Here is a 24,835-nt window from a genome sequence, read left to right as displayed (position 1 = left end):
TCGCCTATTTTTCTTCCTGTCGTTGGAATGAAACGTTTTTTTGCAGGTCCGTCTGGATCTATAGGCAGTCTATTCGAACTGCCTTTTTGACGTGCCCTTGGAGCTGCCATGAAACGCCTATCCTTCGTACTGTCGCTCGTCGTTCTGTCGGGTTGCAGCTCGGCGCCCCCGTCCCCGCCAGCTGACCCCTCTCAATTCAGCGGTCGCTCCCAGGCGCAGCTCAGGCAAAGTTTTGGGACGCCTCAGCATGTATCGCAACTGGATTCGTTGATGGTCTATGAGTACCGCAACCTGCGTGCGCCCGGCAGTGCCACGCCCGTCTATTCCTTCCTGATCGAGAATGAGCGGGTAATCGAATCCACGCCCGGCACCTTGCAGCTGTATCGCGAAGACGGCATCACCAAGGTGAAGGCGCAAAGCCTCTGACGGGGTCGCGACTGATAGCCCTCTATAGCAAACCCTCCTGCTTGAGGTGCAAAAAAGTACAGTTTTTGGTGTCTTCGAGCATTTGTTTCCCACGCGCCATCGGGCTGTAATCCATCCATGGCTTCCGCTGCAAAGGCCGTCACCACGGGCTGCGCGGTGGGTTACAACAACAAGAAAGACGTCCGCTGCTTTTGCACAGGACGCGGAGTGCACGATGAAAACAACACCAAAAGCGCTTTTGTTGTCCGCGGTCACCCTCTCTGCCGGTATCACCTTCTCGCTATCGCTGCAGGCGGCCGAGACGGTCACCATCGCCACGGTCAACAACAGCGACATGATCCGCATGCAGCGGCTGTCCAAGACCTTCGAAGAACAGCATCCCGACATCAAGCTCAACTGGGTGGTGCTCGAAGAAAACGTGCTGCGCCAGCGTCTGACCACCGATATCGCCACCCAGGGCGGCCAGTTCGACGTCCTCACCATCGGCATGTACGAAACCGGTCTCTGGGGCGCCCAGAACTGGCTGGAGCCGATGAAGGATCTGCCCGCCAACTACGACCTGGAAGATCTCTTCCCCTCGGTGCGTGAAGGCCTGTCGGTCAAGGGCACCCTCTATGCGCTGCCCTTCTACGCGGAAAGCTCCATCACCTATTACCGCAAGGATCTGTTCAAACAGGCCGGCCTGACCATGCCCGCCCAGCCCACCTGGACGCAGATCGCCGAATTCGCCGGCAAGCTACACCAGCCGGACAAGGACCAATACGGTCTCTGCCTGAGGGGCAAGGCCGGCTGGGGCGAGAACATGGCACTGGTCACCACCATGGCCAATGCCTTCGGCGCGCGCTGGTTCGATGAGAAGTGGCAACCGGAATTCACCGGTCCGGAGTGGACCGCGGCGGCCAACTACTACGTCACCAACATGAAGAAGTACGGCCCGCCCGGCGCCTCCAGCAACGGCTTCAATGAAAACCTGGCGCTGTTCAACAGCGGCAAGTGCGCCATCTGGGTCGATGCCAGCGTGGCCGGTTCCTTCACCATGGACAAGAGCCAGAGCAAGGTCGCCGACAGCGTCGGTTTCGCCGCCTCGCCGCGGGAGGTCACCGACAAGGGCTCGTCCTGGTTGTACGCCTGGTCGCTGGGCATCCCGGCGACGTCCAAGCACAAGGACGCGGCCAAGACCTTCGTTACCTGGGCCACCTCCAAGGACTACGCCAAGCTGGTGGCGGACAAGGACGGCATCGCCAACGTGCCGCCGGGCACCCGCAAGTCCACCTACAGCCAGGCCTACATGGATGCGGCGCCCTTCGCCAAGGTGTCGCTGGAGATGCTGCAGCACGCCGATCCGGCGCATCCCTCGGCCAAGCCGGTGCCTTACGTGGGGATCCAGTACGTGACCATCCCCGAGTTCCAGGCCATCGGCACCTCGGTCGGCAAGCTGTTCGCCGCCGCCCTTACCGGGCAGATGGGGGTCGAACAAGCTCTGCAGGCCGCGCAGCAGTCCACCGCTCGGGAAATGAAGCGCGCCGGCTATCCCAAGTAGTCCTCGGCGCCGGGTACCGCCACGCGCGGTACCCGGCTTCGTGGCCTTTCCCGCCTGAACCGCCCCTGGCCTCGCGAGACGCCAGGGACCCGCCTCGGCCCCTGCCTTGCGGAGCATTGCCATGCAGACTTCTACGCTCAAGACGCCCGTCGTCGATACCCCCACCGCCCCTGTGCGCCGTCAACGCCGCCGCGCCAGCCCGGGCTGGTTCCTGATCAGCCCCTCGGTCGCCCTGCTGCTGGTGTGGATGCTGGTGCCCCTGGGCATGACCATCTGGTTCTCGCTGATCCGCTACAACCTGCTGTATCCCGGCGAGCACGCCTTCGTCGGCCTGGAAAACTTCGAATACTTCGTCACCGATGCCGGCTTCTGGCCCGGCATGACCAACACCCTGCTGCTGGTGGGCAGCGTGCTGGCGATCAGCGTGGTCTTCGGTGTGCTGATCTCGGCGCTGCTGGAGGCCAGTGAGTTCTTCGGCCGCGGCCTCGTGCGCGTCCTGTTGATCTCACCCTTCTTCATCATGCCCACGGTCAGCGCCCTGATCTGGAAGAACCTGATCTTCCACCCGGTCTCCGGCATCCTCGCCGCGGTATGGAAGCTGTTCGGCGCCACCCCGGTGGACTGGCTGGCCAGCCATCCGCTGCTGTCGATCATCCTGATCGTCTCCTGGCAGTGGCTACCCTTCGCCATCCTCATCCTGATGACCGCCATGCAGTCGCTGGACCAGGAACAGAAGGAAGCCGCCCGCCTGGACGGCGCCGGTCCGCTGGCGATCTTCTGGCACCTGACCCTGCCGCACCTGGCGCGCCCCATCGCCGTGGTGGTGATGATCGAGACCATCTTCCTGCTGTCGGTGTTCGCCGAGATCTACACCACCACCAGCGGCGGTCCGGGCTTCGCCTCCACCAACCTGGCCTACCTGATCTACAACCAGGCCCTGCTGCAATTCGACGTCGGCCTGGCCTCCGCCGGCGGCCTGATCGCCGTACTCATCGCCAACATCGCCGCCATCATCCTGGTACGGATGCTCGGCAAGAACCTGACCCAACAGTGAGGACCCCATCATGCTGACGCTCAAGCAATCCCGGCGCCTGCAGAGCCTGCTGCTGGGCCTGCTCGCCTGGCTGGTGGCGCTGCTGCTGTTCTTCCCGATCTTCTGGATGGTGCTGACCAGCTTCAAGACCGAGATCGACGCCTTCGCCACCCCGCCGCAATTCTTCTTCATGCCGACGCTGGAGAACTACCTGACCATCCAGGCGCGCAGCGACTACTTCCACTTCGCCCTGAACTCGGTGGTGATTTCCTTCGGCGCCACCTTCATCAGCCTGCTGCTGGCCCTGCCGGCCGCCTACTCCATGGCCTTCCACGAGACCCGCCACACCCAGCGTCTGCTGCTGTGGATGCTCTCCACCAAGATGCTGCCGGCGGTGGGCGTACTGGTGCCCATCTACCTGCTGGCCAAGCAGTTCGAGGTGCTGGACAGCCGGCTGCTGCTGATCGCCGTCTATACCCTGATCAACCTGCCCATCGTGGTCTGGATGGTCTACACCTACTTCAAGGACATCCCCAAGGACATCCTCGAGGCGGCGCGCCTGGATGGCGCCACCACCTACCAGGAAATCGTTCGGGTGCTGCTGCCGATCGCCAAGGGCGGCATTGCCTCCACCATGCTGCTGTCACTGATCCTGTGCTGGAACGAGGCCTTCTGGTCGCTGAACCTGACCTCCTCCAACGCGGCGCCCCTTACCGCGCTGATCGCCTCCTACTCCAGCCCCCAGGGCCTGTTCTGGGCCAAGCTCTCCGCCGTCTCGACCCTGGCCTGCGCGCCCATCCTGATCTTTGGCTGGATCAGTCAGAAACAACTCGTCCGCGGCCTGTCCTTCGGCGCGGTGAAATAAGAACAAGAGGATTCCCATCATGGCCAATCTGAAAATCCGCAGCCTGCGCAAGGGCTTCGACGCCATCGAGATCATCAAGGGTGTCGACCTGGACATCCACGACCGCGAATTCGTGGTCTTCGTCGGCCCGTCCGGTTGCGGCAAGTCGACGCTGTTGCGCCTCATCGCCGGCCTGGAGGAAGTCACCAGCGGCACCCTGGAACTGGACGGACGCGACATCACCGAGGTCTCGCCGGCCAAGCGCGACCTGGCCATGGTGTTCCAGACCTATGCCCTCTATCCGCACATGAGCGTGCGCAAGAACCTTTCCTTCGCCCTGGACCTGGCCAAGGTCGACAAGCAGGAAGTGGAGCGCAAGGTCAGCGATGCCGCGCGCATCCTCGAGCTGACGCCCTTGCTGGAACGCAAGCCGCGCCAGCTCTCCGGTGGCCAGCGCCAGCGGGTGGCCATCGGCCGGGCCATCGTTCGCCAGCCGAAGATCTTCCTGTTCGACGAACCCCTCTCCAACCTGGATGCCGCCCTGCGCGTGCAGATGCGCCTGGAACTGGCGCGGCTGCACCAGGAGCTGCAGGCCACCATGATCTACGTGACCCACGACCAGGTGGAAGCCATGACCCTGGCGACCAAGGTGGTGGTGCTCAACGGTGGCCGCATCGAGCAGGTCGGTTCGCCCCTGGAGCTCTATCACCATCCGGCCAACCTCTTCGTCGCCGGCTTCCTCGGCACGCCGAAGATGGCCTTCCTCAAGGGCAAGGTGGCCGCCACCGACGCCCAGGGCGTCGAGGTGGCGCTGGAGGCCGGCCCGCGCCTGCGTCTGCCGCGGCGGGGCGATGGCCTGGCGGTCGGCAGTCCGGTGACCCTGGGCATCCGCCCGGAACACCTGCGCCTGGCCGCCGATGGCCAGTTGCCGGTGATCACCGACGTGGCCGAGCGGCTGGGCAGCGACACCTATTGCCATATGGTCACCGAGGCCGAGGAACCCCTGACCGTACGGGTGCCGGGCGACTGCGCCGTGGCCTATGGCGAGCGCCAGCGCCTGGCGCTGGATGTGGAGTTCTGCCACCTGTTCGATGAGCAGGGCCGCGCCGTGGCACCGCTGCTGCGCCAGGCCGCCTGACCGTCATCTCCCTTTCCCGCCCCTGCCCGCCCCCAGTGGCAGGGACGCCGCCTTCCAGGATCGTCGTCATGAAACTCAATCGCCAAAATCTCGACCAGCTTCCCGACTACATCGCCAAGCCCGCCTACGCCGCCTGCGAGTTGCGCCAGGGCATCGTCCACATTGGCGTTGGCGGCTTCCACCGCGCGCACCAGGCCATCTATACCGAAGCCCTGCTCAACCAGGGCCGTGACCTGGACTGGAGCATCTGCGGCGTCGGCCTGCGCGCCGAAGACCGCGCCATGCGCGATGCCCTGGCCGGCCAGGACTATCTCTACACCCAGGTGGTGCTGGCCGACGAGCCGGACACCGAGGTGCGGGTGGTGGGCGCCATCAGCGGCATGCTGCTGGCCGAGGACGGCACCCAGACCCTGATCGACAAGCTGGCTCACCCCAGCACCCGCATCGTCTCCCTCACCATCACCGAGGGCGGCTACTGCATGGACGACAGCACCGGCGAATTCAACTTCAAGCTACCGCAGATCCAGCACGACCTGCAGCATCCGGGCGATCCGCGCAGCGTCTTCGGCTTCCTGCTGGCGGCCCTGGCCAAGCGCCGCGCCGAGGGCACCGGGCCCTTTACCGTGATGTCCTGCGACAACCTCCCGCACAATGGTCAGGTCACCCGCAAGGCCCTGCTGGCCTATGCCGCCCTGGTGGACGAAGAGCTGCACGGCTGGATCGCCGAACACGTCAGCTTCCCCAATGCCATGGTCGACCGCATCACCCCCATGACCAGCGCGGCCCATCGCGAGGCGCTGCTGGCCGAACACGGCGTCGAGGATGCCTGGCCGGTGGTTTGCGAGCCCTTCCTGCAGTGGGTACTGGAAGACAAGTTCGTCGCTGGCCGTCCGGCCTGGCAGGATGTCGGTGTCCAGTTCACCGACGACGTCACCCCCTACGAGGAGATGAAGATCAAGCTGCTCAACGGCAGCCACCTGGCCCTCACCTACCTGGGCTTCCTCAAGGGCTACCGCTTCGTCCACGAGACCATGGCCGATCCGCTGTTCGTGCGCTATATCCGCACCTACATGGACGAAGACGTCACGCCCCAGCTGGCACCGGTACCCGGGATCGACCTCAGCGACTACAAGGACACCCTGATCGAGCGCTTCTCCAACCGCGCCATCGCCGACCAGCTGGAGCGGGTCTGCTCCGACGGCTCCTCCAAGTTTCCCAAGTTCACCGTGCCGACCATCAATCGGCTGATCGAAGATGGCAAGGACCTGGATCGCGCCGCCCTGGTGGTGGCCGCCTGGGCGGTCTATCTGCGCGGTGTCGACGAGACCGGGGCGACCTATCGCATCCCCGATCCGCGGGCCAACTACTGCGAGGAGCTGGTGCAGGATCAGAAGAACCTCACCGAACGCCTGCTGGGTGCCGAGGAAATCTTCGGTAAGCACATCCCGAAATCCGCGGCCTTCGTTGCCGCCTTCGAGCGGCAGCTGTACAACTTGCGTACCCATGGGGTCAGCACGACCTTGCAGACCCTGCTCGGCGACTAGCCTTGGCAAAAGCTGCCTGGTCAGCGTCGATGATTCATACGAGCCCAAACAACAACAAGGAGCGGCCAGGCATGAAGTTTCTCGGGATAGACTGCGGCACCCAGGGCACCAAGGCGGTGATCCTGGATGTCGAGCAGGGTGTGGTCCTGGGTGAAGGCAGTGCGCCTCACCCCCTGACCGAGGGCGCCAATGGCTGCCGCGAGCAGAATCCGGCGGACTGGATCCGGGCGCTGGTGGCGGCCACCCGCGCTGCCCTGACCCAGGCCGGCAGCGATGGCCAGGACATCCTCGGCGTCGGCGTCTCCGGCCAGCAGCATGGCCTGGTGCTGCTCGACGACAGCGGTAAGGTGCTGCGTCCGGCCAAGCTCTGGTGCGATACCGAATCCACCCCGGAAAACCAGCGGCTCCTGGAACACCTGGGCGGCGTAGAGGGCTCCATCGAGCGCCTGGGCCTGGCCATCGCCCCGGGCTATACCGTCTCCAAGCTACTCTGGACCAAGGAGCAACACCCGGAGGTATTCGCTCAGATCGCCCAGGTGCTGTTGCCCCACGATTACCTCAATTTCTGGCTGACCGGGCGGGCCGTGGCCGAATACGGCGACGCCTCGGGTACCGGCTATTTCAACGTGCGGACGCGCCAGTACGACCTGGAGCTGCTGCGCCATATCGATCCCAGCGGTCGCCTGGAGCGCGCCCTGCCGGCCCTGATCGACGCCGACCAGCCGGTCGGGCGTCTGCGTCCGGAAGTCGCCAGCCAACTGGGTATCAATCCCCAGGCACTGGTCTCCAGCGGCGGCGGCGACAACATGATGGGGGCCCTGGGCACCGGTAACAGCCGCGCCGGCCAGATCACCCTGAGCCTGGGCACCTCGGGCACCCTCTATGGCTACTCCGACGAACCCCGCATCAGTGACCATCCTGCCGTCGCGGGCTTCTGCTCGTCCAATGGCGGCTGGCTGCCGCTGATCTGCACCATGAACCTGACCAACGCCAGCGGCCAGATCCGCGAGTTGCTCGGCCTGGACCTGGCCGAGTTCACCCGTCTGGTGGCCGAGTCGCCGGTCGGTGCCGAGGGGGTGCTGATGCTGCCCTTCCTCAATGGCGAACGAGTACCGGCGTTGCCGACCGCCACCGCCAGCCTGCACGGCCTGACCGCTACCAACCTGACCCGCGCCAATCTGTGCCGGGCGGTGGTCGAGGGGGTGAGCTTCGCCCTGAGATACGGTTTCGATCTGCTACGCGACCTGGGCATGCCCGGCGATACCCTGAGACTGATCGGTGGCGGCGCCAAGAGCCCGGTGTGGCGGCAACTGATCGCCGATCTGATGAACACCCCGGTGGTCTGCCCGGTCCATGGCGAAGCCGCGGCCCTAGGGGGCGCCCTGCAGGCCGCCTGGTGCTGGAGTCGCGAGCAGGGCCGCCCGGAGTCGCTGGACAGCCTCACCGAGCGCTGCGTGCACCTGGACCCAGCCAGCCGCGCCGAACCGGATGCCGCGCGGGTCGCCCAGTACGAGGCGGCCTACCAGCGCTATCGGCAGCAGTTGCGGGAGAGCTATGGGGTAGCCTAGCGGTGGGATGCGGTGGAAAACGCTACGCGGTTTTCCACCCTACCTGATGCAACAGCTCAAGCCTTGCCGATCGGCACGAAGGGGGCGTCCAGCAGGCGCGCCAGGTCCGTTGGTGCCAGAGCCACTTCCAGTCCGCGGCGACCGGCGCTGACATGGATGGTCGGCAATTCCGCCGCGGACTCATCGATGAAGGTCCGCAGCCGTTTCTTCTGCCCCAGCGGGCTGATGCCCCCTACCAGGTAGCCGGTGCTGCGCTGGGCCTGGTCGGGCTTGGCCATCTCCAGCTTCTTGACCCCAGCCGCCTGGGCCAGGGCCTTGAGATCCAGGGTGCCGGCAACGGGCACGATGGCCACCAGCAATTCCTGCTTTTCGCTTGCGGCCAGCAGGGTCTTGAACACCGTCGCCGGCGCCAGGCCAAGCTTTTCGACAGCTTCCAGGCCGTAGGAAGCCGCCTTGGGATCATGGTGGTAACTCAGGACTTCGTGGGGCACCTTGCTCTTCTTGAGCAATTCTATCGCGGGGGTCATGCCAGCACTCCTTGGGGATCGGCCACCTCCGCCCGCCCGCGGCCCTGGGCCTTGGCTCGGTAGAGCGCGAAATCGGCGGCCTGCAGCCAGTGGGCGACGTCATCGTAGACCCGTTCGAAGCCGGCGATGCCGCAGCTCAGCCCCACGCGCTCATTCTGCCGATCACCCGGTCCGCCCGCCTGCAGATCACGCAGCCGTTCCTGCAGCCGTCGGACCAGTTCGAGGGCCTGTTCGGGGGAGGTATCGGGCAACAGGATACCGAATTCGTCGCCGCCGAAACGACCGGCAAGGTCGCTGGTACGGATGGTCCGCGCCAGCAGACTGGAAAACTGGCGGAGCATCTCGTCTCCTGCCTGGTGGCCGAAGCGGTCGTTGATCGTCTTGAAGTTGTCCAGATCGATCATCACCAGGCTGGCCGTGGCGCCACTACGCTTGCAGCGAGCGAATTCCCGTTGCAGCAACTGATCCCAATGCGTGCGATTGTGCAGCCCGGTCATGCCATCCTGCTTGCTGAGCAGCTCCAGTTCCTGCTTGCGGCGAGACAGTTCCCGCGCCAATCGGTAGCTCACCCAACCCAGGGCCCAGGGATAGCCGACGATCATCGGCAGGCAGGCATAGATCTGCGTAGTGGTAGTTTCGGTGGCCACGGGATGCCGCAGCACCACCAGCCCGACGAGGATACCCGCGAGTTGCGCCAACAAGCCGCGGCGCCAGAAGCGCATGCCGCCCGCGCCCAGCATGTTCATGCCGGTCATGGCGAGCAGGGTCACGCTGGGCAGCAGATTGAAGCCCATGCTGGCGGCCCAGAATCCGGCCGATCCGCAATCCAGCAGCAGGTTGCGCAACTCCGTGCGGTAGGGATCCTTCGAGCGGATTGCCCAGAGGTAGGCCAGGGGGGACCACAGCAGGCCGTTGGCCAGCAACAGCAGCCACAGCCAGGCGGAGACGTGCTGGGTGATCTGGACCGACAGGATGCAGATCACACTCAGGATCAGGCCGATAGCCCGGGGCAGCCAGAGTCTTCGAGCGAAGCTGCGGCCACGGGCGAGCACATCCGGCATCAGAAAACCCCACTGCAACAAGCGATAGGCGAGCCGCGCATTATCGGGGGACCGCGGCAAATTGCCAGCACCCCAAGGCGCAAGCGCCGTTTTTCGCTAAGAACGACGTGAATGGACAGTGCCAGATGGAAACACGTCGTGACACGTCCTCCAGACGAACAGCCTTGAACCTCGGCTCTACCGGCCTCATCCAATTAGCAGGCCCGTCACATAGAGGAAGCCTCATGCAAGTTCAAGTCAACAGCAATCACCACATCGAAAGCAGTGCCGGCATGCAGAATTGGGTAGCGTCGGTGGTGGAAGACCGCCTCGACCGCTTCGACGAACTCCTCACTCGGGTCGAGGTGCACCTCAGCGACGAGAATGCCGCCAAGGCCGGTGCCCAGGACAAGCGCTGCCAGATGGAAGCCCGCATCAAGGGCCACCAGCCGCTGTCGGTGACGCACAAGGCCGAGTCGCTGGACCAGGCAGTGGACGGCGCGGCCGACAAGTTGCTGCGGGCCATTAGCAACCTTTCCGGCAAGTTGGAGAAAAAGCGCCTGTCCGGCGGCGAGCTCAATGATCCCATCGCTCTGGAGGACTCCGACGAATTCAAGGATTCCCTGCTCCAGGACGAATTCCTCGAGCGGGAGCAACTAGCCCAGGAACAGCAGCTGAAGTGATGCTGCGCTAAGCTCGCTCTTCCTACCGAGGCCGCTCACCGAGCGGCCTCGGTCTTTTTCCCGTCGGCAAAAGGATCAACGCATGTCCGCCCCCTTCCGCGTCGCCCTGATCGGTTATGGCTTCGTCGGCCAGACCTTCCATGGCCCGCTGCTGAATTCGATTCCCGGCCTGAGCCTGAGGCTGGTCGCCTCGCGCGACGCCGCCCGCGTCCAGGCCGATCTGCCCGGGGTACGGGTAAGCGCGGACTATGCGGCAGCCGTGCGCGATCCAGCCATCGACCTGGTGGTCATCGCCTCACCCAACCAGACCCACGCTCCGCTCGCCAGCGCCGCCCTGGCCGCTGGCAAGCACGTGGTGGTCGACAAGCCCTTCACCGTGACCCTTACCGAAGCCCGCCAACTGGCCCAGGAAGCCGAAGCAGCGGGCCGGCTGTTGTCGGTGTTCCAGAATCGGCGTTGGGACAGCGATTTCCTCGGGCTGCAGACAGTGCTCGCCAGCGGCGCCCTGGGCGACGTCACCAGCCTGGAATCACGCATCGAGCGGTTCCGCCCCCAGGTACGGGATCGCTGGCGCGAAGCCGACCTGCCCGGCAGCGGCCTCTGGTTCGACTTGGGGCCGCACCTGCTGGATCAGGCGCTCTGCCTGTTCGGCTTGCCGCAGCATCTGCAGGCCAGCCTGGTGCGCCAGCGCCCGGGCGCCCGCACCGACGACTGGTTCCAGGTACAGCTGGACTATGGGGCACTCCAGGTCACCCTGAGAGCCGGCATGCTGGCGGCTGGCGGCGTCCCGCGTTTCCTCGCCCAGGGCACCGCTGCCAGCTGGCTGAAGCTGGGCGCCGATCGCCAGGAAGACGCCCTCAAAGCGGGTGTTCGCCCGGGCGGTCCCGACTGGGGTCAGGATCCCGATCCGGGTTGGCTCATCGCGGCCGACGGCGAACGCCAGGCACTGCCGACTCCGGCGGGCGATCATCGGCGTTACTACCTGGCGCTGGTCGAGGCCCTCGCCGGCCGCGCGGCCAATCCCGTTCCGCCAGCCCAGGCCTGCGCCCTCATGGCCTTGCTGGAAACGGCGCAGCGTTCGTCGAGGGAAGGTCGCGCCCTGGCGCCCGAACTCGACGACGCCGAGCGCTCGGCCTACTGACTGCTCGCCCAGTGCGGACGCTTGACCAGCAGGCGTTCGCCGAGCTGGCGCAGTATCCGCGAGAGCCGCCGCTCGATCCATTCGTAGCTGGCCCAGGCCAGCAGCAGGATCACCGGCAGGCACACCGCCAGGGTCTGGTAAGGGGTGAGGCCCCATTGCTGATGCAGCCAGTAGTCGCCCAGCCAGAGCACGATGACGTGCACCAGGTAGACCGAGTAGGACCAGTCCCCCAGGGCCTTGCACAGCCGCGATCCAGCGAACCAGGGTTCGAGGATGACGCAGGCGCCGACCAGCACGGCGCTGGGCACGCCCCAGGTCAGCAAGCGCCAGGGATGATCGGCCGGGAAGGCGACCAGGCAAGCCAGCGCCAGCAACGCGGCCAACGATGCCATGGGCTTGGAACCCTGCAGCGCGCCGCGCCGGTAGAGCGCCGCCAGGCCTACGCCCAGGAGGAATTCGAAGATGATCGGATTGCGGTAGAAGTTGCTGACGAAGGACTCGCGCGTCAGTACCAGGCTGACCAGGATCACCAGCAGGCTGACCACCCCGATCCGCCAGCGCTCGGCCACCCCGAAGGACAGCGCGAAGAGCAGGTAGAACAACATCTCGAAGTTCAGCGTCCAGCCTACCGGCAGGATCGGATAGTGGCCGAAACCCGCGGGATTCTCGCTGGGGATGAAGAACAGGGAGAGCAGCAACTCGCGCGCCGCCAGGCCATAGACCGGCATCACATCGCTGGCGAGGTAGAGGATCAGCGCGGTCACCGCGGTATACAGCCAGTAGGCCGGGGCGATACGGGCGATGCGTTGCCAGAGAAAGGTGCTGCGCCGGATCGGACGGCCTGCGGTGGACAGCTGGATCACGAAGCCGCTGAGGACGAAGAAGATGTCGACCCCGACCTGCCCACGGGTGGAGAGCAGATGACCGCCGAGGCTGTCGGCGTGGAAATCGAAGAACACCTGCATGAAGTGATGGAAAACCACCAGCCAGGCGGCCAGGGCCCTGAGTGCCTGCAAGGAAACCAGCATGGAAAAACGCGCCCCTCCTGTCGTCCGCTCGAACACGGCCAAGCGCCGCGCCGTCATTCTGGACGGCACGGGCAGCTCATGCGGCAGCCGTGGCAGGCTGGGTTGCACGGGGTCACACCCTGGGCCGGTGGATGCCGACCCCGTTCAGCGCCAGTTCAGCCGTTGAGCGTCACTGCAGGGTGAGGCGCCAGGCTCTATGGATTTTCGGATTGCGGGCGAAATCCGGGTCCAGGGTGCTGGCGGTGATCTCCTCGACGCGATAGCGCTGGGTCAAGCCTTCGTCGAGTTCGAACTTGCGGAAGTTGTTGGAGAAGTACAGCACCCCGTTACGGCTCAGGTGAGCCATGGCCGAATCGATCAGCCCGACGTGGTCACGCTGGACGTCGAACACCCCTTCCAGGCGCTTGGAGTTGGAGAAGGTCGGCGGATCGACGAAGATCAGATCGTATTCACCGCGATCATTCTCCAGCCAGTGCAGCACGTCGCCCTGCTCCAGGCGATGCCGCTCGGAGAAACCGTTGAGTGCGAGGTTGCGCCGTGCCCAATCCAGATAGGTCCGCGAGAGATCCACGCTGGTGGTGGTGCGCGCCCCGCCCACGGCGGCCTGCACCGTGGCGGCGCCGGTGTAGCAGAACAGGTTGAGGAATCTCTTGCCCTGGGCCTCCTGACGCAGCCGCAGGCGCAGCGGGCGGTGATCCAGGAATAGACCGGTGTCCAGGTAGTCGGTGAGGTTGACCAGCAGCTTGGCATCGGCTTCCTCCACCTGCAGGAATTCACCCTGGGCGGCCTGGCGCTCGTACTGCTTGGTGCCGCTCTGCCGCTCGCGGCGCTTGACCACCACCCGCGAGGGATCGACACCGAGCGCCTGGGGAATGGCCGCCAGGGCATCGAGCAGGCGCGCCTGGGCCTTTTCCGGATCGATGGAGCGCGGCGGTGCGTATTCCTGCACATGGACGCGATCGCCATAGAGGTCCACGGCCACGGCGTACTCGGGCATGTCGGCGTCATAGAGGCGGTAGCACTGCACGCCCTGGTTGCGCGCCCATTTGCCCAGCTGCTTGAGATTCTTCTGCAGACGATTGGCGAACATCTGTCCACCTTCGCTGAGCTTCGCGGGTTCGGCGGCAGCGGTCGCCGCCGGGCGCTCGCCGTTGCGGCTGCCGGTCACGAACTGACGGGACTCGACCTCGAACATCAGCAGCTTGCAAGGCAGGGCGCCGTTCCAGAAGGCGTATTGCTTGTGGCTGCGGATGCCCATGCGCTTGCCCAATTCGGGCGCGCCGGTGAATACCCCCGCGCGCCAGCCCAGGCAGGCCTGGCGCAGCCGCTCGCCGAGATTCTGGTAGAGGTACAGCAGGCTGGCTTCGTCGCCCAGCCGCTCGCCATAGGGCGGGTTACAGATCACCAGGCCGGTCTGGCCCTTGTCCGGGCGCGGCTCGAAGCTAGCCACTTCACCCTGGTAGACCTTGATCCACTCGGAAAGCCCGGCCCGCTCGATGTTGTTGCGCGCCGGTTGGATCAGCCGCGGATCGGCCTCGTAACCGCGGATCCACAACGGCGTCCTGGCCAGGCCCGCAGCGGCTCGCGCTTCAGCCTCCTGGTGCAGTTGCTGCCAGAGGGCAGGCACATGGCCCAGCCAGCCGGAAAAGCCCCAGCGCTCGCGGCGCAGGTTGGGGGCGATGTCCGCCGCCATCAGGCCGGCCTCGACCAGAAAGGTGCCCACCCCGCACATGGGGTCGGCCAGGGCGCCACCGGCCGCGGCCAGGGCCGGCCAGCCGGCACGGATCAGTACCGCGGCCGCCAGGTTTTCCTTGAGCGGCGCCGCGCCCTGCTGCAGGCGATAGCCACGCTGGTGCAGGCTCTGACCGGAAAGATCCAGCGAGAGAATGGCCTGACCGCGCTCCAGGTGCAGGTGGACCCGCAGGTCAGGGGCGATCTTGTCCACGGTGGGCCGTTGCCCGGTGCGCTCGCGCAGGCGGTCGACGATGGCGTCCTTGACCTTGAGGGCGCCGAAATGGGTGTTGTCGATACCCGCGCCCTGGCCACTGAAGCCCACCGCCAGGGTACCCGTAGGCGCCAGGTGCTCTTCCCATTCCACGCCATGCACGCCCAGGTAGAGTGCCTGGGGGTCTTCCACCGGGAAGCGGGCCAGTACCAGCAGCACTCGGTTGGCCAGGCGTGACCAGAGGCACAGGCGGTAGGCATCCGCGAGACTGGCCTCGCCACGCACCGCCGCGGTCTGGCTGCGTGCCTCCTGCAGGCCGAGGCCCTGGGCCTCTTCCAACAGCAGGGTCTCGAGGCCCTTGGGGCAGGTGAGGATGAGTGAGTGCATCGCGGACATCTTTGAATCCATAGGTAGGAGGGCGGGAACTTTTCTGCCTTTGGTCGGATTACCGGGCGGAAAATACCCCCTCGAAGAAAGTTTGACTGCGTCTCAACAAGCCGCAGTGGCGGCATTCTGGCGACGACATATCGCCTTTTCATTTCGATCTGATTACGGCTTATAGCTAAATGGTCGTTCCCAGGTCACGTTTCATTGGTTAGTAATTGATCACCCGCGCTGCTCAGGCACGGGGCGGATGTCAGGAAGCCGGCTCTGGCATCCAGGCCTGCAACGGGCCATGGACAATCTGCAAGTCAACCGATGAGGGCACTACCCTATGAGAAGACTCAAGCGTGATCCAATGGAACGAGCTTTCCAACGTGGTTATCAGCACGGCATTGTGGGCAAATCCCGGGATCTCTGTCCCTTCACTCAGGACGCCGTTCGGCAGGCCTGGCTCAGTGGCTGGCGCGAGGGCCGTAGCGACCAATGGGACGGCTACGTGGGCACCGCCGGTCTTCAACGCATGAATCAACTTCAGGCCGCAGGCTAATTCGATTTCACTAGGGCAAGCCCCAGGGCTTCCATGACAGTCTGGTTTTCCAGTTAGATCCCTCTCCAGGATCTGGGACTAGGTCCCACGGGGGCTCGTGAAGAGCCCCCTCCCCTCAGGACCGAGCCGCCGCGATGGCGTCCACCGCCTCGCGAATCAGCGCCGGGCCACGGTAGATGAAGCCACTGTAGATCTGCACGAGACTGGCACCCGCCGCGATCTTCTCGGCGGCATCCTCGCCCGAAAGAATGCCGCCCGCGGCGATGATCGGCAGGCGACCGCCCAACTCACCCGCCAGCACCCGGACCACGTGGGTACTCTTCTCCCGCACCGGAGCTCCCGACAGCCCGCCCGCCTCGGCTGCATAGGGCAGATTCTCCACCCCCTCGCGACCCAGGGTGGTGTTGGTGGCGATGATGGCGTCCATCCCCGCATCGCGAATCGCCTGGGCGGTGAGCACGATCTCTTCGTCGGTCATGTCGGGCGCGATCTTGATGGCGATGGGCACCCGCCGCCCATGACGCGCCGCCAGGTCTTCCTGCCGTTGGCGCAGTGATTCCAGCAGACTCTTGAGCGCATCGCCGAACTGCAGGCTGCGCAGACCGGGCGTGTTGGGGGAACTGACGTTCACCGTGATGTAACTGGCGTGGGCATAGACCTTGTCCAGGCCGATCAGATAATCGTCCACCGCCCGCTCCACCGGGGTATCGGCATTCTTGCCGATGTTGATCCCCAGCACACCCTTGAAGCGCGCCGCCCGGACCCGCTCGATCAGGGCATCCACGCCCGCATTGTTGAAACCCATGCGATTGATGATGGCGTCGGCCTGTTCCAGGCGGAACAGCCGTGGCTTGGGATTGCCCGGTTGCGGACGTGGCGTCACGGTGCCGATCTCGACGAAGCCGAAGCCCAGGCCGGCAAAGCCGTCGATGGCAGTGCCGTTCTTGTCGAGGCCGGCGGCCAGGCCCACCGGATTGGGAAACTCCAGCCCCATGACCTGCACCGGCAGGCGACCCGGTTGTCGACCCAGCCCGGTCAGACCTAGGCGCCCGGCGGCGCCGATCAGATCCAGCGCGAGCTCGTGGGAGCCTTCCGGGGACAATTTGAACAGCAAAGGACGGAGCGCGTCGTACATGGCGGACTCACAGGCGATTCGGAAACCGCGCATTATACAGGCTTGCCACCTGCCATACGTCGCTCGCCACCAAGCAGCATGGTCGCTCATGCAAAAGATCGTACCTTTCGGGAATCATTTGACGATAATGCGGTCTTTGCCACGCTAGTCTGCGGTCTTGTGCAGTCGTAGCGATCCGGTAGGCCAAGGCCAGGCATGGCAGGGCCAGAACTGGTGAAGCCAACCGGATCGCGAATCGCCGCCTCTCACGGGCAGCCAGTACCAGCGCCACCGCTCCTGTATCGGTCATGCAGTTCCCTTTCGCCGGAGACCCCATGAGCAACAACGCCAACCTCCTGGGCGGCCCCTGGTCTTCGCTGGCGTTGCATCTGCATCCGTCGCTGGCGAGCCGGCGCATCCAGCGCTGCCTCGAGCGTCTGGCCGATGCCTTCACCCCCCTGCCCCCACCACGGGAGAGCCTTTGGTGGGATGACGGACATCCACTCCAGCTGCTCCTCGGCCTGCCCCGTGCGGCCCTGTCCGGCCCTACCCAGGAAATCAAGAGCGCGGCCCATGCGCTGCTGAGCCAACTGGTGGTCGCCGAGACGCTGCAGTCGCCCTCGTTCGACCTGCGCGCCCTGGATGGCCTTTGCCACCGCCCCCAGGAGCAGTTCCCGGACGACGCGGTGCACCTCGAGGAACTGGCAGCCCTGCCGGCGGCCCGCGAGCAGGTCCGCATCATCGGTTACCGCGATTTCCAGGCGGCGCTCTATCGCACCCTGCCCACACTGTCCTCCGAGCATCCATTGAAGCTGCGCCAGGCCAACTGGCGCGGCCAACGCTTCTTCCTCGACAACGACGCAGCCACCACCCTCGCCTTCGCCAGCATCGTGGCCTACGCGCGGATTCGCGGCATCGCCGTGGAAGTCCCGGTGCAGGTACAGCAGTTGCGGCTCGAGGCGGCGGCCATCGAGCGCCTACACGAGGCCTTCACCCTCTATGCGCTGCCCAATGCCGTGTGGAATCACCCGGACTTCATCCAGGTCCTGCTCGGCCTGAAGCTCGACTACGCCCGCCTGTCCATGGCGGCGCCGGGACAGGATCTGGAATGGCTGCTGTTACCCAATGCCGTGGCCGGCACCCGGATACTCGCGGAAAGCCTGGAGCGGCTGGGTGCCGCCGAGGTCATCAGCTACCTGAGAGGCTTCTGAGCGGCCTCAGGACGGCGACGCCGTGCTTGGCGCATAGCGCAGCCCTGCCTTCAGGAAGACCGCGAAGGCCAGACGCTGGCCGGCCAGCATCGCCGGGTGCAGCGCCGGATCATCACCGGCTTGGTCCAGACGCTCGAGAAAGGCTGGCCAGGCGCCCTTGGGAGGTACATGACCGAGATAGGCGCGCGCCTCGCGCACGCCTTCGTCCGGGCTCTCTGCCGCATGACGATCCAGCAGTCGCGATCCCAGCCGCGAGCCTTCCAGCACATAGGCCACACCCCAGCATTCGCCTTCATCGAGCGTCCGTTCGAAGACCTCGGCTGGCGGAGACGCGACCTGCAGGCGCTGCAGATCGATGCCAAGGGCCTGGGTACGCCGTCGCTCCGCCCAATCGGGTAACAACCGCTCGATACCGGATCGCTCCAACAGGGCTTCCAGACCGAACAGTGCCTGGGCATGGGCTTGCAGAAAGGCGATGTAGTCGGAGCGACTGTGCAGCGCATAGCGACCGAAAGCCGCATCGACCTGCCCATGCAGGGCACCGCCTTCGGCACGCAACATTTCACGGATGGACACGCAAATACCTCGTCAGGCCGGCGACGGCTGGGGCTTCTCGCCCCGCAGCGCGGCTTGCAGGCGCGCTGCCAGGTCCGCTTCACGGAAGGGCTTGGGAACGATGAAGGACTGTTCGGGATCGAGTTCGCCCAGCTCGGCATACCCAGTGATGAAGACCACCGGCAGCTGTGGCAGCCGCTTGCGCACCTGGCGCGCCAGCTCGGCGCCGTTCATGCCGGGCATGGCGAAGTCGGCCAGCAGCAGGTCGATCTGCGGATCGCGCTCCAGGGCACTTAGCGCAGCGAAGCCGTTACTGGCTTCCACCACCTGGTAGCCCAGATCGGCCAGCAGCGCCGCGGTCACGTTGCGGACTGCGTGATCGTCATCGACCAGCAGGATGCGCCGCTCGGCGGCCTGCTCGTCGCGCCCCAGAGTCGGCACGCCCACCGGATCCTGGGCCTCGTCGGCCTCGGTACGCGGCAGATAGACCAGCACCGTGGTGCCCGAGCCCATCCGCGTCTCGATGCGTACCCCACCCCCGGACTGCTTGGCGAAGCCGAAAACCTGAGCCAGCCCCAGTCCCGAGCCCTTGCCGACTTCCTTGGTGGTGAAGAAAGGTTCGAAGGCTTTGGCGAGCACCTCCTCGCTCATGCCGGTACCGGAATCCTGCACGGCCAGCAGCACGTACTCGCCCGGCTCCGGTTCTTCGGGCCGTTGCGGGGGCTCGCTGATCACCTGGTTCGAGGTGCTCAGGCGCAGGGTGCCCCCCACCGCCATGGCATCCCGGGCATTGATCGCCAGGTTGAGGATGATCAGCTCGATCTGGGTCGGGTCGACCAGGGCGTGCCAGCAGTCGGCGCGCAGGTGGGTTTCGATCCAGACACTGCCGCCCATGGTGCTGCGCAGCAGTTCGAGCATGCCCTCGACCGTCTCGTTGAGCTTGACCGGCTTGGGCGCCAGGCGCTGGCGCCGGGAAAAGGCCAGCAGCTGGGCGGTGAGCTTGGCGCCCCGCTCGCCCGCTTCGCGGATGTTCTGCACCCGCCCCTGGGTCTTGTCGCTGGCACCCAGGCGGCTCAGGTCGCGCTCGAGGAAACTGGCGCTGCTGAGAATGACGGTGAGCAGGTTGTTGAAGTCGTGGGCCACCCCGGCGGTGAGCTGGCCAACGGCTTCCAGGCGTTGCATCTGCTGCAGGGTCGCCTCCACCCGCTCGCGCTCGTCGATCTGCTCACGCAGTTGGCGGTTCGCCGCGGCCAACTCCTCCATCGCCAGGACCTCGGAGGAGATGTCCCGGCCGGAACAATAGGTCATGCCGGCATCCGGCACCGCGGTCCAGGAGATCCAGCGATAGCTGCCATCGAAATGGCGGATCCGGTTGACGAAGCGCTGGCTGGCCGCCCGCGTGGCCAGTTGCTTGAGTTCGTTGTCGGTGAGGCTGCGCTCGTCTGGGTGCACCAGGTCGAGCAAGGACGAATCGAGCAGTTGCATCCGCGACCAGCCGAGATTTTCTTCCCAGGCCGGGTTGAGCGCGACCAGGGTGCCGTCCGGCCGGCACACCAGCAGCAGATCGCGGGTGAGATCCCAGGTCCGGTCCCGTTCGCGCGTCCGTTCCTCGACCCGCTCACCGAGGCTGACGTTGAGTCGTTCGAGCTTTTCCGCCGCATCGCGCTGCTGGGTGATGTCGAGCATCACGCCGAGGAAACGGGTGCAGACCCCGGCGTCGAAGAACGGCTGGCCACGGGTCTCGACCCAGCGCTGGGCACCGTTGTCGAGGCGGATGCGGTATTCGCTGCGGTAATCGTCGTCGCGCTCGTCGGCACTGGCCTGACGTACGGTGTCGAGGAAGCGGTCGAGTCCATCGGCGCCACATAGCCGGGCGAATACCTTGAGATCCACCACGGCATCCGCCGGCAAGCCGAACATGGCCTTGCAGCGTTCGTCCCAGATCAGGGTCTGGCTGGCGGGCAGGTACTCCCACATGCCCAGTCGCGAGGCATCCATGGCCAGCCGCGAGCGGACCTCCAGGCTGTGCAGGGCTTCCTCGGCACGCCGCCGCTCGCGGCGCTCGTGCACCACCAGCAGGGCGCGCTCCACCGCCTTGGCCAGCAACTCCATGCTCTGCTTGAGCACATAGTCGTTGGCCCCCAGGCGCATCATCTCCACGGCGTGGACTTCGCCGAAGATCCCTGAGACGAAGATGAAGGGCGTGCCCGGCGCCAGGGCGCGGGCCACGCGCAACGCCTCGGCGCCCGAGAAGCCGGGGAGGATGATGTCGGAAAGGATGATGTCGTAGGTCTGCTGGCTCAAGGCCAGCGTCAGCCCGGTGCGCTCGTAGACGATCTTGGACTGGAGTTCGAAGCCGTGCCGCTCCAGCTCGATCAGGATCAGCTCCGCATCGAGCTTGCTGTCTTCCACCAGCAGGATCTTGATCTTCTTCGAGAGAGGCATAAACGGGCGTCGGCCTTGCAGCTGTTCGCTCAGGGAAACCGGATCGCGAGCGTCCGCCTGGCGCGAAGAATGGGCTGGAGGTAGATCTATCTTGCTCACTCGCTAGCGGCCGGTCCGGCGCGCCACGCGTCGCGAACCGGGTGGCGGCTCGTTGAGCACGGCCCAGAATACGCCGAGATCGCTGATCGCGGCGACGAAGTCGCGAAACTCCACCGGCTTGACCACATAGGCGTTCACGCCGAGGCCATAGGCCTTCTCGAGATCCGGCTCTTCGCGCGACGAGGTGAGCATCACTACCGGAATGCTACAGAGTTCCGGCGTTTCGCGGACCAGTTGCAGCACTTCCAGGCCATCGACCTTGGGCAGCTTGAGGTCCAGCAGCATCACCGCCGGATTGCCCGGCTCGCGGTCGGCATAGGGTGCGCGGCGCAGCAGGTAGTCGACCGCTTCGGCGCCATCGCGGAGCACCACCACGTCGTTGGCCAGCTGGCTGCGCTCCAGAGCCACCAGGGTGAGCTCCAGATCGTGCGGGTTGTCTTCGACCAGTACTATGGGCTTGAGCATGAACAGGACTACCTTTTGTGCACCGGCGACGGTCGTTGTTTGGGTAACGCGAAATAGAAGGTGGCGCCCTCGCCCACGGCGCCCTCGGCCCAGACCCGGCCATCGTGGCGCTCGATGATGCGTCTGACGCTGGCCAGACCGATACCGACACCCTCGAACTCGTCGGCATGGTGGAGGCGCTGGAACACGCCGAACAGTTTGTTCACGTAATCCATGTTGAAGCCGACGCCGTTGTCGCGCACGAAGACCACGTCTTCGGACTCACTTGGCAGCGTACCAACCTCAATCACCGCCGGGTCCGCATAGCGGCTGTACTTGATGGCATTGGCCAGCAGATTGCGCAAGGCCAGGTGGACGAAGGCCGCATCGGCGATGACCACGGGCAGCGGACCGATCCGCCACTCCACCCGCCGCTCGGCATAGTCCGGCGCCATTTCCTCGCGGATGGCTTCCACCAGCGCGGTCAGGTTGACGTCGGAATAGCGGATCGCCGCCCGGCCCATCTGCGAGAAGCTCAGCAGGTTGTCCACCAGGCTGCCGGCGAAGCGGGCCGAGGTGCCGATGTTCTCCAGGAAGCGGCGGCCGCGATCGGACAGCTTGCCGCCCTCGATGTCGCCCAGCAGCTCGGCATAGCCGGCGATGTGGCGCAGCGGGGCGCGCAGGTCATGGGACACGCTATAGGAGAAGGCGGCCAACTCCTTGTTACTGCGCTGCAGCTCCTCCGCCAGCTCGGCCATCTCCTCGGCCTTGCGCAGGACGATGCCGCGCACCGCGTTGCGCAGTTCCAGAGCGCTTTCCACTTCCAACGCGGACCAGGGCAGGGACAGCCCCCGTACCGTTTCCTGCCAGAGGGCGAAACTCTGGCGCGGCGACAGACGACCGTCGCCTTGATCCACCTTGCTGGGGCGACCCGCCCAGTTCACCACCTGCACCAGTTCGGAGCGGAACCAGATCAGGTAGTGGGAATGCAGCTCGGAGATCGGCACAGCGAGAATGCCCGCCGCATGCTGCGCCAGCTTCGGCAGCTCGGCGACGTCCTTGGCCAGGTTGTCGGTGAAGAAGTGGTCCTTGACGTTGGCCGACAGCCACTCGACCAATTCGTCCACCCGCTCGCGCGGCGGTGCCTGGCCGATCAGCTCGGTGCCGTCGGACGAGATGATCGCCGCGCCCTGGGCACGGGCGAAGTCCAGGTACACCTGCGGCAGGTCGAGCAGGCCCTGGCAGACGCTGTCGCGGTCGGCCATGGTCGAGAGCATCTGCACCATGGATTGGCGCAGGGCGAGACGTCGATCGGCCTCCGCGTGGGTCTCGGCCGCATCGATCTGCAGGGACAGCACCCGACCGAACAGCTCGCAAGCCGTGCGCGTCTGGAAGGAAACCCGCTGCGGCTGGCGATCATGGCAGAGCACCAGGCCCCAGAGCTGATCGCCGACCACGATGGAAATGGACATGGACGCCAGGGTGCCCATGTTCCTCATGTACTGCAGGTGCACCGGCGAGACGCTGCGCAGCTGGGCGAAGCTCAGGTCCAGCGGCTGGGCGGTCAGCGGGTTGATTTGCGGCTGCAAGGGCGACGGCTGGTAGTAGGCGTTGCCGATCACGCGAATACGGTTCGCCAGGTACAGCCGGCGGGCCTGGGCGGGGATGTCCGAGGCCGGGAATCTCAGGCCCAGATAGCTGGGCACGCCAGCATCACGCTCCTCGGCGAGGACCTGGCCGTGACCATCCTCGTCGAAGCGGTAGATCATGATGTGGTCGAAACCGGAGATCCGCTTTGCCTCGCGTACGGCGAGTTGGGCGATGGCGTCGACGGTCTCGGCCTGGTGCAGTTGCTCGATGAACACCCGCACCATGGGATACAGGGTATTGAGGCCGAGGTGGGTATCCACCGGCGCTTCGAATTCGACGATCAGTACCCCGGCGAAGCGATGCATGAACAGGGCATAGGTCTGCCGGGCCGGGCCGAGGGTCACCTCGCCCTGGTAGGAAGGATTCTGCTCTTCCTGATTCAAGGCCGCGAGCATCGCCGGCAGGTCCATCCCCGGCAGCAACTCGTCAAGGGTCCGGCCGAGGACCTCGTCAGGACCCACGCCCAGGTATTCGCGCACATTGGCGCTGGCCTGCACGATACGCAGCCCGGGCTCTTCCACGGCGAACAGGAAGCCATGTTCCTGGATACTGCCGGGAATATGGATCGGCTCATTGGCACAATCGGCCAAGGCATCGGGCTGTATCTGGGGCTGGGACTCAAGCGCCAAACCGGGGACCTCTCGTGATCGGAAAAAGCGCAGGAACGAGGTGCGCGCGAACGAAACAAACGATGTTCCAGACTATCAGACCCTGGCCTGGAGGCGAAGCGAATCGGTGCGGACGGCAGCCTGGACATCCGGGGCATTCGCTCATCTGACCTGCAGGAGGAATCTTGCTCCAGCACCATCGGTCGGAACTGTTTTGCCCTCACGGACTTCAACCATGCGCCTACGCCTCGTCCTCCCCTTGATCGCTATGCTGCTCAGCCCCGTTGCCATGGCGGATGCCGTTTACGGCGAGCGCCTGGAGGGCTTCGACTATGACTATCCCGTCCGGCAATTCACCTTCACCTCCCAACGCCAATCCCTGGAGATGGCCTATCTGGACGTGGCCCCGACCGGCAAGGCCAATGGGCGCACCCTGGTCCTGCTGCACGGCAAGAATTTCTGCGCCGGCACCTGGGCAGACAGCATCCGCATACTCGCCGCCAATGGCTATCGGGTGGTAGCGCCCGACCAGATCGGCTTCTGCAAGTCCACCAAGCCCGCTCACTATCAATACAGTTTCCAACAACTGGCGGCCAACACCCACGCCCTGCTCGAGCACCTGGGTATCGCCCGGGCGACCCTGATCGGTCATTCGACGGGCGGTATGCTGGCGACCCGTTACGCCCTCCTCTATCCCGAGACCACCGAACAGCTGGTGCTGGTCAATCCCATCGGCCTGGAGGACTGGCAGGCCAAGGGCGTGCCCTATCGCAGCGTGGATCAGTGGTATGAACGCGAGCTGAAGACCACCGCGGACGGCATCCGCGACTACGAACGCAGCACCTATTACGCCGGCCAATGGGCACCGCGCTACGAACGTTGGGTCGAGATGCTCGCCGGCCTCAATGCGGGACCGGGCAAGGATCGCGTGGCTTGGAACTCGGCGCTGATCTACGACATGATCCAGAACCAGCCAGTGGTGTACGAGTTGCCGCAGCTGCGCGTGCCCACCCTGCTGCTGATCGGCCAGCGCGACACCACCGCCATCGGCAAGGACGCCGCGCCAGCGGAGGTCAAGGCGCGCCTGGGCCACTATCCCGAATTGGGCAAGGCCGCGGCGAAGCTGATTCCCAAGGCGACGCTGGTGGAATTCGCCGACCTCGGCCACGCCCCGCAGATGCAGGCACCGGAACGCTTCCACCAGGCCTTGCTGCAAGGCCTGGCGAAACCGCGAAGCGAACGCTCGGCCAGTCCCACGCCATGAATGAAGAAGGCGGCGCCCCCTGGGGTACGCCGCCTTCACGCTGAACCGTCAGACCGG

Annotated in this window: 21 protein-coding genes; 12 read left to right on the top strand and 9 right to left on the bottom strand. The window is 65.3% G+C overall.

Going from position 1 to position 24,835, the window contains the following annotated elements; all coding sequences use genetic code 11:
* Positions 1–108 precede the first annotated feature (108 nt).
* From QZ471_RS11690 to xylB, 7 genes are all read left to right on the top strand, one after another.
* Positions 109–426: a hypothetical protein gene (locus QZ471_RS11690; RefSeq protein WP_295463842.1), complete on the top strand. Its 318-nt coding sequence runs from the start codon at positions 109–111 to the stop codon at positions 424–426.
* Positions 427–640: 214 nt separating this feature from the next.
* Complete coding sequence (locus tag QZ471_RS11685; RefSeq protein ID WP_295463840.1) at positions 641–1,966, top strand: sugar ABC transporter substrate-binding protein; 1,326 nt, start codon at positions 641–643, stop codon at positions 1,964–1,966.
* Positions 1,967–2,087: 121 nt separating this feature from the next.
* Positions 2,088–3,020, top strand: coding sequence for a sugar ABC transporter permease (locus tag QZ471_RS11680; protein ID WP_295463838.1), 933 nt, complete (start codon positions 2,088–2,090; stop codon positions 3,018–3,020).
* A gap of 10 nt (positions 3,021–3,030) precedes the next feature.
* The gene (locus QZ471_RS11675; protein ID WP_295463836.1) at positions 3,031–3,864 is read left to right on the top strand and encodes a carbohydrate ABC transporter permease; all 834 of its coding nucleotides are present in this window, start codon (positions 3,031–3,033) and stop codon (positions 3,862–3,864) included.
* 19 nt (positions 3,865–3,883) lie between these two features.
* Positions 3,884–4,981 carry a sn-glycerol-3-phosphate ABC transporter ATP-binding protein UgpC gene (gene ugpC, locus QZ471_RS11670; RefSeq protein ID WP_295463834.1) on the top strand — a complete coding sequence of 366 codons (1,098 nt, stop codon included), beginning with the start codon at positions 3,884–3,886 and terminating at the stop codon, positions 4,979–4,981.
* A 68-nt stretch (positions 4,982–5,049) separates the two neighbouring features.
* Positions 5,050–6,525, top strand: a complete 1,476-nt coding sequence (locus QZ471_RS11665) for a mannitol dehydrogenase family protein (RefSeq protein ID WP_295463832.1) — start codon at positions 5,050–5,052, stop codon at positions 6,523–6,525.
* A 71-nt stretch (positions 6,526–6,596) separates the two neighbouring features.
* A complete protein-coding gene (gene xylB / locus QZ471_RS11660) occupies positions 6,597–8,093 on the top strand; it encodes a xylulokinase (protein ID WP_295463830.1) in 1,497 nt (498 codons plus the stop codon).
* Positions 8,094–8,149: 56 nt separating this feature from the next.
* On the opposite strand, the gene ybaK is transcribed toward xylB, so the two are convergent.
* Positions 8,150–8,620: a Cys-tRNA(Pro) deacylase gene (ybaK, locus tag QZ471_RS11655; protein WP_295463828.1), complete on the bottom strand. Its 471-nt coding sequence runs from the start codon at positions 8,618–8,620 to the stop codon at positions 8,150–8,152.
* Positions 8,617–9,681, bottom strand: coding sequence for a diguanylate cyclase (locus QZ471_RS11650; protein WP_295463826.1), 1,065 nt, complete (start codon positions 9,679–9,681; stop codon positions 8,617–8,619). Before QZ471_RS11650 ends, ybaK begins: the two co-directional genes overlap by 4 nt.
* 224 nt (positions 9,682–9,905) lie before the next feature.
* Between QZ471_RS11650 and QZ471_RS11645 the strand changes: the two genes are divergently transcribed.
* Positions 9,906–10,343: an HPF/RaiA family ribosome-associated protein gene (locus tag QZ471_RS11645; protein ID WP_295463824.1), complete on the top strand. Its 438-nt coding sequence runs from the start codon at positions 9,906–9,908 to the stop codon at positions 10,341–10,343.
* A gap of 82 nt (positions 10,344–10,425) precedes the next feature.
* A complete protein-coding gene (locus tag QZ471_RS11640) occupies positions 10,426–11,484 on the top strand; it encodes an oxidoreductase (RefSeq protein ID WP_295463822.1) in 1,059 nt (352 codons plus the stop codon).
* Here the strand turns inward: QZ471_RS11640 and QZ471_RS11635 are convergent.
* On the bottom strand, positions 11,478–12,512 hold the full coding sequence (locus QZ471_RS11635; protein WP_295463820.1) for an acyltransferase: 1,035 nt from the start codon (positions 12,510–12,512) through the stop codon (positions 11,478–11,480). The genes QZ471_RS11640 and QZ471_RS11635 overlap by 7 nt on opposite strands.
* Before the next feature lie 169 nt (positions 12,513–12,681).
* A complete protein-coding gene (gene rlmKL, locus QZ471_RS11630) occupies positions 12,682–14,853 on the bottom strand; it encodes a bifunctional 23S rRNA (guanine(2069)-N(7))-methyltransferase RlmK/23S rRNA (guanine(2445)-N(2))-methyltransferase RlmL (protein ID WP_295463818.1) in 2,172 nt (723 codons plus the stop codon).
* Between the two features lie 319 nt (positions 14,854–15,172).
* Between rlmKL and rmf the strand changes: the two genes are divergently transcribed.
* The gene (gene rmf, locus QZ471_RS11625; RefSeq protein WP_074529880.1) at positions 15,173–15,388 is read left to right on the top strand and encodes a ribosome modulation factor; all 216 of its coding nucleotides are present in this window, start codon (positions 15,173–15,175) and stop codon (positions 15,386–15,388) included.
* 115 nt (positions 15,389–15,503) lie between these two features.
* Here the strand turns inward: rmf and QZ471_RS11620 are convergent, their stop codons facing one another.
* A complete protein-coding gene (locus tag QZ471_RS11620; protein ID WP_295463817.1) occupies positions 15,504–16,523 on the bottom strand; it encodes a quinone-dependent dihydroorotate dehydrogenase in 1,020 nt (339 codons plus the stop codon).
* A gap of 314 nt (positions 16,524–16,837) precedes the next feature.
* Here QZ471_RS11620 and QZ471_RS11615 point away from each other — a divergent pair, with 314 nt between their 5' ends.
* The gene (locus QZ471_RS11615; RefSeq protein WP_295463816.1) at positions 16,838–17,713 is read left to right on the top strand and encodes a hypothetical protein; all 876 of its coding nucleotides are present in this window, start codon (positions 16,838–16,840) and stop codon (positions 17,711–17,713) included.
* 6 nt (positions 17,714–17,719) lie between these two features.
* On the opposite strand, the gene QZ471_RS11610 is transcribed toward QZ471_RS11615, so the two are convergent.
* From QZ471_RS11610 to QZ471_RS11595, 4 genes are all read right to left on the bottom strand, one after another.
* A complete protein-coding gene (locus tag QZ471_RS11610) occupies positions 17,720–18,289 on the bottom strand; it encodes a biliverdin-producing heme oxygenase (protein ID WP_295463815.1) in 570 nt (189 codons plus the stop codon).
* 12 nt (positions 18,290–18,301) lie between these two features.
* Complete coding sequence (locus QZ471_RS11605; RefSeq protein WP_295463814.1) at positions 18,302–20,713, bottom strand: response regulator; 2,412 nt, start codon at positions 20,711–20,713, stop codon at positions 18,302–18,304.
* A gap of 102 nt (positions 20,714–20,815) precedes the next feature.
* A complete protein-coding gene (locus QZ471_RS11600; RefSeq protein WP_295463813.1) occupies positions 20,816–21,277 on the bottom strand; it encodes a response regulator in 462 nt (153 codons plus the stop codon).
* Positions 21,278–21,285: 8 nt separating this feature from the next.
* Positions 21,286–23,535, bottom strand: a complete 2,250-nt coding sequence (locus QZ471_RS11595; RefSeq protein ID WP_295463812.1) for an ATP-binding protein — start codon at positions 23,533–23,535, stop codon at positions 21,286–21,288.
* Positions 23,536–23,749: 214 nt separating this feature from the next.
* Between QZ471_RS11595 and QZ471_RS11590 the strand changes: the two genes are divergently transcribed.
* Entirely contained in the window at positions 23,750–24,778 is a 1,029-nt protein-coding gene (locus QZ471_RS11590; RefSeq protein WP_295463811.1) for an alpha/beta hydrolase, read from the top strand.
* Positions 24,779–24,835 lie beyond the last annotated feature (57 nt).

It is taken from the genome of uncultured Pseudomonas sp., assembly GCF_913774235.1.
Taxonomy (GTDB): domain Bacteria; phylum Pseudomonadota; class Gammaproteobacteria; order Pseudomonadales; family Pseudomonadaceae; genus Chryseomonas.
This window is presented reverse-complemented; position numbering and strand designations above follow the sequence as displayed.

Excerpts from the sequence above, each read along its gene's own strand:
- QZ471_RS11690 (WP_295463842.1), top strand. The coding sequence starts at position 109 with ATGAAACGCCTATCCTTCGTACTGTCGCTCGTCGTTCTGTCGGGTTGC.
- QZ471_RS11685 (WP_295463840.1), top strand. The coding sequence starts at position 641 with ATGAAAACAACACCAAAAGCGCTTTTGTTGTCCGCGGTCACCCTCTCT.
- QZ471_RS11680 (WP_295463838.1), top strand. The coding sequence starts at position 2,088 with ATGCAGACTTCTACGCTCAAGACGCCCGTCGTCGATACCCCCACCGCC.
- QZ471_RS11675 (WP_295463836.1), top strand. The coding sequence starts at position 3,031 with ATGCTGACGCTCAAGCAATCCCGGCGCCTGCAGAGCCTGCTGCTGGGC.
- ugpC (WP_295463834.1), top strand. The coding sequence starts at position 3,884 with ATGGCCAATCTGAAAATCCGCAGCCTGCGCAAGGGCTTCGACGCCATC.
- QZ471_RS11665 (WP_295463832.1), top strand. The coding sequence starts at position 5,050 with ATGAAACTCAATCGCCAAAATCTCGACCAGCTTCCCGACTACATCGCC.
- xylB (WP_295463830.1), top strand. The coding sequence starts at position 6,597 with ATGAAGTTTCTCGGGATAGACTGCGGCACCCAGGGCACCAAGGCGGTG.
- ybaK (WP_295463828.1), bottom strand. The coding sequence starts at position 8,620 with ATGACCCCCGCGATAGAATTGCTCAAGAAGAGCAAGGTGCCCCACGAA.
- QZ471_RS11650 (WP_295463826.1), bottom strand. The coding sequence starts at position 9,681 with ATGCCGGATGTGCTCGCCCGTGGCCGCAGCTTCGCTCGAAGACTCTGG.
- QZ471_RS11645 (WP_295463824.1), top strand. The coding sequence starts at position 9,906 with ATGCAAGTTCAAGTCAACAGCAATCACCACATCGAAAGCAGTGCCGGC.
- QZ471_RS11640 (WP_295463822.1), top strand. The coding sequence starts at position 10,426 with ATGTCCGCCCCCTTCCGCGTCGCCCTGATCGGTTATGGCTTCGTCGGC.
- QZ471_RS11635 (WP_295463820.1), bottom strand. The coding sequence starts at position 12,512 with ATGCTGGTTTCCTTGCAGGCACTCAGGGCCCTGGCCGCCTGGCTGGTG.
- rlmKL (WP_295463818.1), bottom strand. The coding sequence starts at position 14,853 with ATGTCCGCGATGCACTCACTCATCCTCACCTGCCCCAAGGGCCTCGAG.
- rmf (WP_074529880.1), top strand. The coding sequence starts at position 15,173 with ATGAGAAGACTCAAGCGTGATCCAATGGAACGAGCTTTCCAACGTGGT.
- QZ471_RS11620 (WP_295463817.1), bottom strand. The coding sequence starts at position 16,523 with ATGTACGACGCGCTCCGTCCTTTGCTGTTCAAATTGTCCCCGGAAGGC.
- QZ471_RS11615 (WP_295463816.1), top strand. The coding sequence starts at position 16,838 with ATGAGCAACAACGCCAACCTCCTGGGCGGCCCCTGGTCTTCGCTGGCG.
- QZ471_RS11605 (WP_295463814.1), bottom strand. The coding sequence starts at position 20,713 with ATGCCTCTCTCGAAGAAGATCAAGATCCTGCTGGTGGAAGACAGCAAG.
- QZ471_RS11600 (WP_295463813.1), bottom strand. The coding sequence starts at position 21,277 with ATGCTCAAGCCCATAGTACTGGTCGAAGACAACCCGCACGATCTGGAG.
- QZ471_RS11590 (WP_295463811.1), top strand. The coding sequence starts at position 23,750 with ATGCGCCTACGCCTCGTCCTCCCCTTGATCGCTATGCTGCTCAGCCCC.